This is a genomic window from Streptomyces sp. NPDC006733 (genome assembly GCF_040636125.1).
In the GTDB taxonomy this organism is placed as follows: domain Bacteria; phylum Actinomycetota; class Actinomycetes; order Streptomycetales; family Streptomycetaceae; genus Actinacidiphila.
Genome location: NZ_JBEYJD010000009.1, coordinates 85,572 through 99,235, shown reverse-complemented (window position 1 = coordinate 99,235; position 13,664 = coordinate 85,572). Strand labels below are relative to the sequence as shown.

9 protein-coding genes are annotated in these 13,664 nt (G+C 69.6%); 4 read left to right on the top strand and 5 right to left on the bottom strand.

Annotated elements, in window-relative coordinates; translation table 11 throughout:
- Positions 1-293: 293 nt before the first annotated feature.
- Entirely contained in the window at positions 294-1,019 is a 726-nt protein-coding gene (locus ABZ721_RS10745) for a PIG-L deacetylase family protein (RefSeq protein ID WP_358788268.1), read from the top strand.
- Positions 1,020-1,135: 116 nt separating this feature from the next.
- Here ABZ721_RS10745 and ABZ721_RS10740 read toward each other — a convergent pair whose 3' ends face one another.
- Both ABZ721_RS10740 and ABZ721_RS10735 read right to left on the bottom strand, forming a co-directional pair.
- Positions 1,136-1,480 carry a hypothetical protein gene (locus ABZ721_RS10740; RefSeq protein WP_358788267.1) on the bottom strand — a complete coding sequence of 115 codons (345 nt, stop codon included), beginning with the start codon at positions 1,478-1,480 and terminating at the stop codon, positions 1,136-1,138.
- Between the two features lie 105 nt (positions 1,481-1,585).
- The gene (locus ABZ721_RS10735) at positions 1,586-1,873 is read right to left on the bottom strand and encodes a hypothetical protein (RefSeq protein WP_358788266.1); all 288 of its coding nucleotides are present in this window, start codon (positions 1,871-1,873) and stop codon (positions 1,586-1,588) included.
- Between the two features lie 395 nt (positions 1,874-2,268).
- Between ABZ721_RS10735 and ABZ721_RS10730 the strand changes: the two genes are divergently transcribed.
- Positions 2,269-3,078, top strand: coding sequence for a DUF4328 domain-containing protein (locus tag ABZ721_RS10730; protein WP_358788265.1), 810 nt, complete (start codon positions 2,269-2,271; stop codon positions 3,076-3,078).
- A gap of 362 nt (positions 3,079-3,440) precedes the next feature.
- Here ABZ721_RS10730 and ABZ721_RS10725 read toward each other — a convergent pair whose 3' ends face one another.
- Together ABZ721_RS10725 and ABZ721_RS10720 are read right to left on the bottom strand one after the other, a co-directional pair.
- Entirely contained in the window at positions 3,441-5,216 is a 1,776-nt protein-coding gene (locus ABZ721_RS10725) for an alkyl sulfatase dimerization domain-containing protein (RefSeq protein ID WP_358788264.1), read from the bottom strand.
- A gap of 409 nt (positions 5,217-5,625) precedes the next feature.
- On the bottom strand, positions 5,626-6,507 hold the full coding sequence (locus ABZ721_RS10720; protein WP_358788263.1) for a MurR/RpiR family transcriptional regulator: 882 nt from the start codon (positions 6,505-6,507) through the stop codon (positions 5,626-5,628).
- Positions 6,508-6,649: 142 nt separating this feature from the next.
- On the opposite strand from ABZ721_RS10720, the gene ABZ721_RS10715 reads away from it, so the two are divergent.
- Both ABZ721_RS10715 and ABZ721_RS10710 read left to right on the top strand, forming a co-directional pair.
- Positions 6,650-8,644: a discoidin domain-containing protein gene (locus tag ABZ721_RS10715; RefSeq protein WP_358788262.1), complete on the top strand. Its 1,995-nt coding sequence runs from the start codon at positions 6,650-6,652 to the stop codon at positions 8,642-8,644.
- Positions 8,645-8,747: 103 nt separating this feature from the next.
- Positions 8,748-11,303, top strand: a complete 2,556-nt coding sequence (locus ABZ721_RS10710) for a phosphocholine-specific phospholipase C (RefSeq protein WP_358788261.1) — start codon at positions 8,748-8,750, stop codon at positions 11,301-11,303.
- 117 nt (positions 11,304-11,420) lie between these two features.
- On the opposite strand, the gene ABZ721_RS10705 is transcribed toward ABZ721_RS10710, so the two are convergent.
- Positions 11,421-13,613 (bottom strand): beta-propeller fold lactonase family protein, encoded by a 2,193-nt coding sequence (locus ABZ721_RS10705; protein WP_358788260.1) that lies wholly within the window; start codon positions 13,611-13,613, stop codon positions 11,421-11,423.
- Between the last annotated feature and the right edge of the window lie 51 nt (positions 13,614-13,664).

Sequence of the window (13,664 nt, the reverse complement as noted above, 5' to 3'; positions counted from 1 at the left end):
GGCCGCCGTGACGTACCTCCGACCACGAGGTTCACGGGCAGGGGAAAGCGACCAGGCCCCCGGTGGCCCGAGGAGGCGCCGCAGCCCAACGCGGGCGTGAACCATGGGCTCCACCGGACGCCGGGCTCCTCCCCCGGCACGCCCCGCGCCGATGCCCGCCTACCCGGATTGTCGCGCCGATGCGGACAGGCGGCCAGCGCACGGTCCGGTGCCACCAGGACGCGCTGTGGCGGTGCCGCCACACCCCAGCGTATGCAGCCCAGCGTGGCCGGAGAGGCGTTAGCGTGGCGGGCATGACGGATCAACTGACGCCCATGCCCGACGACTGGCAGCGTGCCTTGGCCATCGTGGCCCACCCCGACGACCTGGAGTACGGGGCCGCGGCGGCCATCGCCCAGTGGACCGACGCCGGACGGGAGATCACCTACCTGCTGGTCACCCGCGGCGAGGCCGGGATCGACGGCCTCGAACCGCAGGAATCCGCCCGGGTCCGTGAAGCCGAACAGCGCGCCAGCGCAGCCGTGGTGGGCGTGACCGCGGTGGAGTTCCTCGACCACCCCGACGGCGTCCTCCAGGACAGCCTCGATCTGCGCCGCGACCTGGCCGCGGCGGTCCGCAGGCACCGGCCCGAGCTGCTCATCACGCTCAACCACCACGACACCTGGGGTGGCACCGCCTGGAACTCCCCCGACCACCGCATCGTCGGACGCGCCACCCTCGACGCGGCGGGCGACGCGGGCAACCGCTGGATCTTCCCCGACCTGCCGAACGCCCCGTGGGACGGCGTGCGCTGGGTGGCCGTGGCCGGATCCCCCCACGCCACGCACGCCGTTGAAGCCACGCCGTCGGGCGCGGAGCGGGCGGTGGCGTCGTTGGCGGAGCACCGGGCGTACATCACGGCGCTGTCGGACAAGTCGCCCGAGGAGTACGCCAGGTCCTTCCTCCAAGGCATGCTCGACATGTCGGCCCCGCGCTTCGGAGGCGTCCCCGCAGTGACCTTCCAGGTCTACTCACGCTGAGACCAAACTCGTAACCCGGAGCACAGAATCGGGCGGGGACCGTGTTCACGTGCCCAGTATCCCCGCACGTGCGATCACGTTCGGGGCATCGTTCGGTCAGCCGGGAGTCAACGAGATCAAGCGTTCACTTCAGGCCCAATATGGCGAAGGACTGTCTCGTGCTCACCTGCGGCAACGAGCCCGTCGATGACCTTGACCATCGACTGCACACCCGCGTCGCGCACAATGAGGCCATCCCAGCACCACCAGTAGTCGCCCTCTGGTTCGCCAGCCTGCCGTCGACGGTCCATGATCCGGTGCACCTCATCGAAGGTGAACACGGTTCCGGACCAGCGATCGCCGTCCTCACGGATGACCCACATGTCCACATTGCAGACCTCATTGAGGTCCTCTCCGGCACCGGGCACGAAGCAGATCTCGTATCCGTCACGGCTGACTCGGTAGAAGGGGCCGTCCCACATGCTCGCCCCGTAGCGCTCTGTCTCACGCCGTCTTCATCAACAAGCCGGACGGCCGACCAGTACACCATGCACCCCTTGAGGGCGCAGCAGCAGGTTGAAACCCGCTCAGCCTTGCCGGGCGAGCAAGGTGATTCGGGCGCTTGCGCCAGGCTCGAGCCGAATGGACAGCTCGACTCTGTCGGCCAGGTCTGACGTTCCGAACGCGTACGCCAGGCAACGGTCTTCGGCGCAGTCAGCGTCAGGTTCGAGCTGCGGGTACGTGGCGCGGAGCCAGGGATCGACCTCGGCCCGGGGCATGTGGAAGGTGCCGTTGACTTCGAGTTCCTGCCAGTATTCCGACTGGCACACCTCGTTCGTCGTCCCTGCGGGGAGGGTGCCGTGCGCGAACGTCATGGTCGTCCGTCCACCCCTCGCCGCTGCTGAATCGTAGCCCGTGAGGCACCAATACGCCGCACATCCTTCGGACGGGTACAGAAATCGGCGATCCGTGATCGAGCTGAATGAGGACAGACCTTCATTTCTGGATAGAGGCGACTCGCTCGGCTCGCAATGCCGCTCCGCAGTCAGGACGCGACCTGGTGGAGGCCACCGAAAACCTACCCTGATCACCGGAAAGACGCGGGGCACGGTCCACGGCGCGGCCGGTTTCCCTCCAGCCGGGAGGCCTTCCAAGCTAGAGCCACCTGACCTGCGGAATCCCGCTGGACAACGAGTGATCACGTCGTCTACGGTGCGCCAGCGGCCGGCTTGAGCCGCGGCTATGCACGTCAGCGGGGGATCTTCACACCATGAAATGCGCCAACTGCGGTCTCGCGCCCGCGATATCGTACGACGGATATTGCGAGAACTGCTCGGAGTGGGGCCAGCAGGCCCCGGCATGGCCTGCCGCTCCCGCCGTTCAGTATTCCGGCAACGCGACGTACAAGGACCCCGGCGGCCTCGCGGTTGCTGTGATCGTTCTCCTGGCCTGCGGCATCGCCGTCGACCTGTATTCGCTGGCAGCCGCCGCGAACCGGCTGCTGGTGGCCAACGCTCTGCTCAGTGACCCCTTCGGCGTCTCGGATACGCGGCTGGACACGGCCGACGGGCTGTATGCGCTCTCGGCGGCGTTGCAGATTCTCGCGCTGTTGGTAACTGGGGTGCTGTTCATTGTCTGGTTCTCGCGTGTGCGGGTGAACGCCGAGTACTTTGACGCTGCCGGTCAGCGCAAATCGCGCGGGTGGGCGGTCGGGGCCTGGTTCACTCCGGTGGTGAATCTCTGGTTCCCCAAGCAGATCGCCAACGACATCTGGGACGCCAGCACTCCGTCGCATCCCGACGGGAGCCCGGCGCGCGCGCCGCGCACGCTGCTGAATGTCTGGTGGACGCTGTGGGTGACCACCATGATTCTGGACCGGATCCTCTCGCGCCTCTTCGACTCGGATACGGCCGAAGCGCTGCGTGACGGCAGTGTGGCAGCCATCATCAACGACGGTGTCAGTATCGCCGCCGCCGTGTTCGCCATCCTCGTCGTGCGCAAGCTCAGCGACCGCCAGCGAGCCAAGGTGTACTACGGCCAGACCGTCCCGTACGGGCCGGCACCCGTCAGCAGCCAGTAGGAGACCTCCTGGACTCGACCGGGCGGGGTGATCAGTCCGGTCGAGGCGTCCGAACCACGCTCCCCTGATCGATGCGTGTGACGTGTCGGCCGCTGCCGCGCACTACCCGCCGTTCCCGCCGCTGTCGCCGGCGCCGACCACCTCGCCCGCCACCTCCCGGTCCAACGGGACGTGACGGACCGTCTGGTCGTCGGCCTCGGGCAGAGACAGCGCCTGGCACCTCACCCCGGCCGACAGTCCCGGCAAGGAGACCCACCCTGCAGGCGAAGTGGGGCGCACCGCTTTCCCGGGTCTGCTCTGCCGGATCCGTCGGGCCAGCCCTGGGGAAGGAAGGGGTGGGTCCGCAGTGCACCGACCGGTCGTCAGCGGTCGGACAGGCGCAAGGGGGTGGGGTCGAGGGCGTCGAAGTAGCTCAGGAAGGTCTCGACGTCCTGGAGGGTGCCGGTGGTCACGGCGGCTTGGCCGGCTTCGACGGCCTTGGCGAAGGCTCCGTAGAGGTCGCGGTAGGCCATGGCCAGGACGATCGGGTGGGTGACCTCGATGACTGTGTCCGCGTCGTCGGGGATGGCCGCTACGGCTTCCAGGACGCCGCGGCGTACATGGAGGGCGATCTCCTGGCCGGAGTCGGTCAGCCGCACCCCCAGCACGCGCACGGCGTCGGCGGCCCGGTCCGGGTCGATGCGGACGCGGAGCCCCTCCAGGAGGGCGGGGGCGGGCAGGGCGGCGATCTGGTCGGGGGCGTCCAGGTTCAGTTTGAGGGAGTAGTCGATGGTGCCGTCCAGTTCGCGGGCGGCGGTCAGGTAGTAGTTGCGCCAGTTGCTGTTGGGCGTGGTGTAGCCGATCTGCCGCAGTGCGTCGGCCTTGACCAGGCGGGCGTCGGTGTCGGTGGTGTCGACGCGCACCAGGTGGCGGGCGAGCTCGGCTGCCCACTGGTGGTCGCCGGTCCCGGCCGCGGTGCGGGCGGTGGCCAGTACGGTGTCCCGGCCGCCCATCAGGTCGATGTAGCGGCGGGAGGACTCGCGGGGGTGCAGCGGGTTCAAGCTGGTGGGGTCGGAGTCGAACCAGCCCATCTCGCCGGCGTAGACCTGGCGCACCGAGTGCGGCACACCGCCGTAGAAGTCGCCCAGCCATTCGCTGGCGGCCAGGTGCGCGGGGAGTGTGACCTCGGCGGCCAGGTCGTCGGGCAGGTGGCCCTGGTTCATGCGGCGCAGGGTCTGGTCGTAGACGAAGGAGATGGCGTCCCGGTAGTCGCGCAGGACCCGGGCGACCTCGGCGCGGCCGGCGACGGGGCGGCCATGGGAGGGGATCATGAAGTCGGCGGGGAGCGGGCGCAGGTGCTGGTCGATGGATTTGAACCACTGCTGCGGGTCGCGGTAGCGCGAGCCGCGGATGGTGTGCAGGTTGGGAAACGACTCGCCCTGGATGACTTCCGCGGACTGCAGCACACCCAGGTCGGGGAACCAGGTGATGACCTCGTCGATGGCCTCGCTCGGCGCCCAGGAGTGCACCATGCGCACCCCGGCCACCGTGTGCTCCAGCTGGTCGTCGACCAGCACCGTCGGGGCGATCAGAGACAGGGTGCGCATGACGAAGTCCGGGCCCAGGCCGCCGTTGACCCGGCCCTCGGGGCCGGTCTCCAGCAGGCTGCCCAGGGAGTACTCCACGCGGGCGGTCAGCAGCGGTCCGGTCCCGGAGGCGTTGTTCGACACGACGTTGTCCATGAAGTCCCGGTGCGCGATGATCACGCATTCGCCGGTGTCGACCTGCTCCTGGGAGACGAACGCCTTCACTCCCGCGTAGTGGTCGGTGTGCCAGTGGGAGTACACGATCGCCTTGACCGGCAGGTCGCTGATCTTGCGGATCTCCTCCAGCTGCCGGCGGCCCTTCTCGACATCCTCGGGTGGGTCGATCAGGATCAGGCCGTCGGTGCCGACCACGAGGGTCAGCGCGGACAGTGCGTAGCCGTAGATCTGATAGACCTGCTTGCCCTGGATCTCGAAGACGCCGGGATTCATCGTCCGGGAGTGGTCCGACATGGCCCGCGGCACCGTCGGCGCGTACTCCGTATACGCCGAGTTCTCACCTAAGAACGTGAAGGTGATGCCCTCGTCCGCACCCAGCCAGTACTTACCGCTCATATCCGCGCACGCTCCTTCACCGGCCCCACGACGAAGCGGCAGCCAGCCCCGGACCGCACTGACCCCGACTGCTCCCACCATCAAGCAACGATCCGGGTGCAGCCTGGTCGGCTACGCCAGGCGCACCAGGAAGACAACACTGCGGAGGCACTGCGGAGCGCATCACGCGTCCAGTGACTCCCCCGGGCGACCCATGGCCGAAGGTCACCCCGTGTGGCGGCCTAGGGATGCGGAACCCGGGAGGTTGCGGTAGGCGGTGGCCGGGTCGATCGGCTGGTTGACCTCGATGGCCGTATCCGTGGCGTGGGGGTTGGTCGCTGGAGCGTGCGGGATGCGGCCGGCGCACGCGGAGGGCGATTTTCCGGCCGGTGCGGGGGAACGTCGCGGCCTCGTGCCCCGTCGTGACGGGTCAGGTGGCGCGGTGGCGGTCGGAGATGCTGGCGGTTTTGGCCAGGCTGGCGGTGGCGTGGTCGTGGGTGAGTTGGGCGACGCGGACGTACAGGCAGTCCAAGAGCAGGAGTTGGGCGTGGCGGGCGGCGCTGCCGCCGTGGCGGAAGGTCGTGCCGTACACGGCGGTGGTCAGGACGTGGTCGGCGGCGGTGGTCAGGGGGGACCGGGCGTCGTTGGTGATGGCGATGGTGATGGCGCCCGCGGCGTGGGCGGTCCGCAGCGCGGAGACGATCTCGGCGGTGGCGCCGGAGTGCGACAGGCCGATGGCCACGTCGCCCGCGCCGAGCAGGGCGGCGCTGGTCTCGGCGCGGTGGCCGTCGGTGCGGGCCCAGATGGGGCGGCCGATGCGGTGCATGCGGATCTCCATCTCGGTCGCGGCGCACGCGCTGCCATCGAAGGCGTAGATGTCGATGCGGCCGGCGGTGGCCAGGGCCTGGGCGGCGGCTTCGGCGGTGGTGTGGTCGAGCTGCTCGACGGTGCGCTGGATGGACATGATGTCGGCCCGGGCGACGACGGCGGCGACCTGGGCGAAGTCGTCGGAGGCGGCGATGTCGAAGCCGACGTCGACGGGCCAGCTCTGGGCGGTGGCCCGGCCGGCCTCGCGGGCCAGGCGCAGCCGCAGGTCCTGGAATCCGGCCAGGCCCACCGCGCGGCAGAAGCGGGTGACACCGGCCGGTGAGGTGTGGCTGCGCTGCCCGAGGGCGGCGACGGTCATCGTGGCTGTCGCATCCGGGTCGTCGAGGATCGCCTGTCCGATCCGGCGCAGGGCGTCGGGCAGCCGGGGCAGGGCGGTCTCGATGAGCGTCAGCACGTCCGGACCGCCGTCGAGCGACTCGGGCATCACACCTCCATGAAATTTCGTTTCATCGTAATAGATATTGACCGAAACGATATACCCCTGCTGGAGTGTTGGGCAGCACTCCGCCGGCGTGGCACACGCTGCGGTGGCCACCTCCACCACATCCAATCCCCTGGGGTCGCTCATGCGCGCTCGTTTGCCTGCTCTCGTCCTCGCCGCGATCGTGCCGCTGTTGGGCATCGGCGCCACCGTCCCCACCCAGGCGGCCGCGGGCAGTTACTACGTCGACTGCTCGGCGGCGACCGCCGGCACCGGCACCCAGGCCAGCCCGTGGAAGGACCTGGCCTCCGTCAACGCCCACACCTTCGCGCCCGGCGAGCAGATCCTGCTCAAGCGCGGCAGCACCTGTACCGGGCAGCAACTGTTCCCCAAGGGCTCCGGCGCGGCGGGGGCCCCGATCGTCATCGACGCCTACGGCACCGGGGCGAAACCGGCCATCGCCGCAGGCGGAGTCGTCGACGACGCGGTGACGCTGTCGGACCAGCAGTACTGGGAGATCCGCAACCTCGACGTCTCCAACACCGGTACCACGCCCGCCCGGCGGCGCGGCGTGCACGTCCTGCGCACGGATTCGGGCACCGGGGCCTACTACCGCATCACCGGTCTCACAGTGCACGATGTCAACGGTGAGGTCGAACCCAAGGACGCCAACGCCGCCGCCGGGATCTTCTTCGAGGTCCTGGGCAACACGACGCGCACGAAGTTCGACGACGTGGTCATCGCCGACAACGAGATCCGCCACGTCGACGCGTACGGCATCCATTTTTGGACCCGCTGGATGACCCGCCCGGAGCTGGCGAACGCCAACTGCGGCACCACGTGCGGGACCTGGACCCCGCAGACCCGGGTCGTGGTGCGCAACAACACCGTCACCGACATCGGCGGCGACGCGGTGGACCTGCACCACACCGCGGGCGCGCTGGTGGAGTACAACCGGGTGGACGGCTTCAAGATGCGCAGCACGCACTGCGCGGCGGGCTTGTGGGGGTGGAACACCACCGACGCGGTGTTCCAGTTCAACGAGGTCAGCGGGGGCCGCAGCACCTGTGACGGGCAGGGCTTCGACCTCGACGAGGGCAACATCCGCACCACGTACCAGTACAACTACAGCCACGACAACGAGGGCGGCTTCCTGCTGCTGTGCAACGGTGCCGGCTCCACCACCGACGGCAACGTCGTCCGGTACAACATCAGCCAGAACGACCGGGGCCAGCTCTTCGACTTCGTCTGCGGCAAGATCACCAACACCAAGATCTACAACAACATCTTCTACCTCGCCCAGCCTGCGCAAATCATCAACAACACCAATGGCTCCGGCGCCGCCAACGCCGTCTTCTCCAACAACATCTTCCACGTGACGACGACCGGCGCCAGCTACGTCAACGCCGGCAGCCTGCCCTTCGACTCCACCATCTTCTTCGGCCAGCACCCCGCCGGCGAGCCCGCCGACGCGCACAAGCTCACCACCGACCCCCTGCTCGTCGCCCCCGGCACGGCCACCTCGCGCACCGACGCCGGCGGCTACCAGCTGCAGACGGGATCCCCGGCCGCCGCCACCGGCCAACCCGTCGCCGCAGCCGGCAGCCGGGACTACTTCGGCGGCCCGGTGACCGCCGGATGCCGTCCCGACCGCGGCGCCCACCAGCGCACCACCACCTGTGTGCCGGCCCTCACCGCGATCCCCAAGACCGGCTGGAGCCTGCGCTCGGTCGACAGCCAGGAAACCGCCAAGGAGAACGGCGCGGCCACCAACGCCTTCGACGGCAATCCCACCACGTACTGGCACTCCGCCTGGAGCGCCGGCAACGCCCCCCTCCCCCACGAGATCCAGATCGACCTCGGCGCCAGCTACCCCGTCGCGGGCCTGGGCTACCTCCCGCGCCAGGACACCGGCAGCGGCGCGGCCAACGGCCGCATCGCCGCCTACGAGGTGTACATCAGCACCGACGGCACCACCTGGGGCACCGCCGTCAGTACGGGCACCTTCGCCAACACCGCCACCGAAAAGCAGCTCACCTTCCCGACCAAAACCGGCCGCTACCTGCGCCTGCGCGCCCTAAGCGAAGTCAACGGCAACCCGTGGACCTCCGCCGCCGAGGTGACCGCCTTCCGTACCTGACCGGAACGGGGGCCGGAAGGACACACCCCTCCTCCCGGCCCCCACCCTCCCCCCACTCCCCCAACCCCGGGCACCCCGGGACCGAGAAACCAGGTGACGGCTCATGGACCGACGGAATTTCCTGCGCACAGCCGCCCTCACCGCCGGCGCCGGCACGGCGTTCGCGCTGCTGCCCGCCAGCGTGCAGCGCGCGATGGCGATGGACGCCCCCACCGGCGGTCTGGAGGTCATCGAGCACGTGGTGATCCTGATGCAGGAGAACCGCTCCTTCGACCACTACTACGGCTCGCTGCGCGGCGTCCGCGGCTTCAACGACCCCGCCGCCCTCACCCTGTCCACCGGCCGGTCGGTGTTCCACCAGCCCGACGGGGCCGGCTACGTGCTGCCGTATCCGGTCGGCGACCAGTTCATGCAGGGCACCGACCACAGCTGGGCCACCGGCCACGCCGCCTGGAACCGCGGCCGCAACGACCAGTGGATCCCGCAAAAGGGCAAGCGCACCATGACCACGCACCAGCGCTCCGCGCTGCCGTTCTACTACGCCCTCGCGGACGCGTTCACCATCTGCGACGCCTACCACTGTTCGGAGAACGGCCCCACCAACCCCAACCGGTACTACCTGTGGTCCGGCAAGCTCGGCTTCGAGCCCGGCAGCACCACCCAGCGCGCCATCGACAACCGCGCGTACGGCAATGCCGCGCACCCCGGTTACACCTGGACCACCTACGCCGAACGCCTCCAGGCGGCGGGCACGAGCTGGCGCGTGTACCAGGAGTGGGACAACTACGGGGACAACGCCCTGGACTACTTCAAGGTCTTCCTCGACGTCGGCCGCAAGGCGCTGCTGCGCACCCGCGACAGCGCCAACGCCGCTTACCCCAAGCTGGAGTTCTTCTACAACGCCCTGCTCAAAGCGACCCCGGCCAACCGCACCACCATGCTCGCCCAGCTCGCCGAGGGCGTCGCAACCCTGACCGCCGCCGAGCGCGTGCTGTACGACCGGGGCCTGCTGCGCGTCGGCGCCGACCAGCTCGCCACCGCCTTCGGCGACGACGTCGCGGCCGACCGGCTGCCGGCGGTCTCCTGGATCGTGGCCCCGGAACGCAAGACCGAACACCCTGACTGGGGGCCCAACGACGGCGCTCAGTTCACCCGCGAGCTGCTCGACAAGCTGGCCTCGAACCCCGCTGTGTGGAACAAGACCGTCGTGTTCATCACCTACGACGAGAACGACGGCTTCTTCGACCACATCCCCGCCCCGGCACCCCCCATCAACGCGGACACCGGCCTGTCCACGGCTCCCATCACCGACGAACTTGTCGGCGCCGAGCCGATCGGCCTGGGCACCCGGGTCCCGATGCTGGTGGTGTCCCCGTGGACCCGGGGCGGCAACGTCTGCTCGCAGGTCTTCGACCACACCTCCGTCCTGCAGTTCCTGGAGCAGTGGTCGCACATCGCCGAACCGAACATCTCGCCCTGGCGGCGCGCCGTCTGCGGCGATCTGACCTCCGCCCTGGACCTCACCACCGCCGCCGTCGGCTACCCGGCGCTGCCCGCCCCGATACCGACCAGCGGCCCGATGTCCACCAACCCGCAACCCCCGGCCATACAGACCCTGCCCACCCAGGAGCCCGGCCCCAAGACGGCCCGGCCGCTGCCGTACGCCCTGATGGTCTCCGGCCGCGCGACCGCCGCAGGCTTCACCCTCGACTTCACCAACGCCGGCACCGCCGGCGCGCACTTCTTCGTATCCGCCAACGCCTACCGCGCCGACGGCCCCTGGCGGTACACAGTCGGCGGCGGCAAGTCCCTGTCGGACACCTGGGTCGCCGGCACGCCGACCGGCGCGTACGACCTGACGGTGGCCGGCGCCAACGGCTTCGTCCGCCGCTTCGCCGGCAACCGCGTCACCGCCACCACCAGCGGCAACGCCAACCCGGAAGTGTCGTTGCGCTATGCCCCCGCCGAGAACCTGGTCTACCTGAAGATGACCAACACCGGTACGAAGGCGTGCGTCGTCTCCATCCGGGGCAACAACCGCCCGGGCGGCCCATGGACCTACCCGCTGCCCGCCGGCGGCTCGACCGAGGACTCCTTCAGCACCGGCCGCGGCAACAACGGCTGGTACGACCTCACCGCCACCGCCGACACCACCGACGGTTTCCTGCGCCGCTTCGCCGGCCACATGGAATCCGGTGCCGCCAGTGTCACCGACCCGGTCATGGCCTCGGGCCGGCTGCCGTGCACCGTCAAATCCTGCGACAGCCAGGAGACCGTCAAGGAGAACGCCCCGGCCACCAAGGCGGTCGACGGCAACCCGGCGACGTACTGGCACTCGCAGTGGTCCCCCACCGGCGCCCCGCTGCCGCACGAGCTCCAACTCGACCTGGGCGGCGCGCGCACCGTCACCGGGCTGACCTACCTGCCCCGCCAGGACGGCAGCGCCAACGGCCGGATCGGCCGCTACGAGCTCCAACTCAGCACCGACGGCACCACGTGGACGGCTGCCGCCGACGGTGCCTTCGCCGACGACGCCACCGCCAAAACCGTCCGCTGCTGGCCCACCGCAGCCCGCTACCTCAAACTGCGCGCCCTGACCGAGGCCGGAGCGCGCGGCCCGTGGACCTCGGCTGCGGAGGTCACCCCGTTGGGGTGGTGAACCGGTAAGCGGCGCTCCGCATGCCCGGGCCGCGCCGTGGGGAGGTCCGAGCCGCGATGGCTCGGACCTCCCCCGCGCCAGCGGCTACCTGCCCCAGCGCGGATCAGGTGCCAGTGGTCAGCAGCTGGTGGTGGTGTCGCCGGGGTCGGCGGTGCAAGTGTCGGTGCCCAGGCCGCCGTTGGCGGTGTCGCCGCCGACGCCGTCCTGGACGTTGATGCTGTCGTTGCCGATGTTGCCGCTCATGGTGTCGGTGCCGGCGGTGTCCACGAGGACGTCATTGCCGTTCTGGCCGTCGAGGTCGTCGTTGCCGGGCCCGCCGTAGATGTGGTCGTTGCCGTTGTCGAACAGGTACAGCAGCGAGCCCAGCAGGGTTTCGCCGTAGTTGGTGTCGTTGCCGGCCTCGCCGTAGAGGTAGTCGGCGCCGTTGCCGCCGCCCATGATGTCGTTGCCGTCACCGCCGTAGAGGGTGTCGTCGCCGTTGCCGCCGTCGACGGTGTCGTCGCCGGTGCCGGCGTAGAGGGTGTCGTTGCCGCCGCCGCCGTTGATCGTGTCGGCGCCGCCCAGGCCGCAGATGACGTCGTTGCCGTTGGTGCCGTTCAACGTGTCGTTACCTGCGGTGCCGGTGATGGTGCAGCCGTGGCCGTTGTTGATCGTCGTGGACTGCGCGGCGGTGTTGTTGGCGCTGCTAGCATCCGGACTGGTAGCCGCGATGGTGGCGGTCGCGGTGATGCTGCCGGTCGCGGCCGGCTCCACAGCGATGGTGACGGTGGCCGCGGCCGCCGGGGGCAGGGTGCCGATCGTGCAGTTCACGGTCGGTGCCGTGATGGTGCAGCTGCCCGTGGAAGCGGTAGCGGACACGATCGTGCGCGCAGCTCCGGACAGCGTCACTGCGGCGGTCACGCCGGTCGCTGTGACGGGCCCGTTGTTCGTCACGGTGGCGGTGTCGGTGTAGGAGTCGCCCAGGGCGACGGGGTCGGCGGAGTCGGTCACGGTGACCGCCACGTCGGCCGACGGGTTGACGTAGGTGTACTGGTCGGCCGGGGTGACGGCGCTGGTACCGCCGGGGGTGGTGACCTGTACGTCAACGGTGCCCGCCGCGTGCGCGGGGGCAGTGGCGGTGCAGGAAGTCGCGGTGCAGGAGACGCCGGTGGCGGGGGTGCCGCCGAAGGTGATCGCGGTGGCGCCGGTCAGGTCGGTGCCGGTGACCGCCACGCTCGTTCCGCCCGCGGTGCTGCCGGAGGTGGGACTGATCCCGGTTACGGCCGGCGCGGGTGTCGGCGCGGTCAGTTGGACCACGGACACGGTCCCAGCGAAGAAGTTGGCGGTATACGCCAGGGTACCGTCCGGGCTCAGCGCCAGGCCGCCCGGGCCGTCACCCACAGTGCCGGTGTCGGTGACGGTGTTGGTGGCGGTATCGATGACCACCAGGGCGTCACCGCCGGAGCTGGTGACGTACGCGGTCGCTCCGTCGGGGCTGAAGGCCACGCCCACCGGGTTGGAGATCGAGATGGTCGTGGTGACGGTAAAGGTCGCGAGGTTCACGACGGTGACGGTGGTGGTGTTGGCGTTGGTGATGTAGGCGGTCAGGCCGTTGGGGTTGACCGCCACGTTGAAGGGCATGGCGCCGTTGGCCAGGGTGGAGACCACGGTGTGGGTCGCGGTGTCGACGGCCGCCAGCGAATTGCTGCTCTGCAGGGTGACGTACGCGCGGGTCCCGTCCGGGCTGAAGGCGATGTCACGGGGGAAGGCGCCGACGGAGAAGGTCGAGCTCACCGTGTTGGTGGCGGTGCTGATCACGGTCACCGAGCCGCCGACGAACAAGTTGTTGGCGACGTAGACCTCGGTTCCGGCCGGGTTGACGGCCACTCCGAACGGGCTGCTCACCCCGGTGATGGTGGTCGCGACAGTGTTGGTCGCCGTATCGATCACGCTGACCGAGTTGCTGTCGCCGTTGGCGACGTAGACATGTGCGCTGTCGGGAGTGACGGCGATGCCTTGGGGTGCATCACCGACGGTGATCGTCGCGGTGACGGCGTTCGTGGCAGTGTCCAGGACACTGACCGTGTTGCCTGGGCCCATGAAACCGGTGTTGGCAACATAGACGTGGTCGCCGTCCGGTGCCGCGGCCACGGCACTCGGGAAGGATCCCACCGTTGCGGTGGCGATCACAGTGGGCGTCGCAGCGGCGGCCGGGGTTGCCGTGACGGCGAGCAGGCCGCCGCACAGCAGCGCACACGAGCCGGCTAAGGCCACCAGGCGGCGCAGTCGGCCACGCTGCCGTGGTGGACGGACGGGTATGAGCAAGGACATGGAGGTTCCCCCTTCCGGTCCGCACCATGACGGTGGGAACCGAAGGGCCCC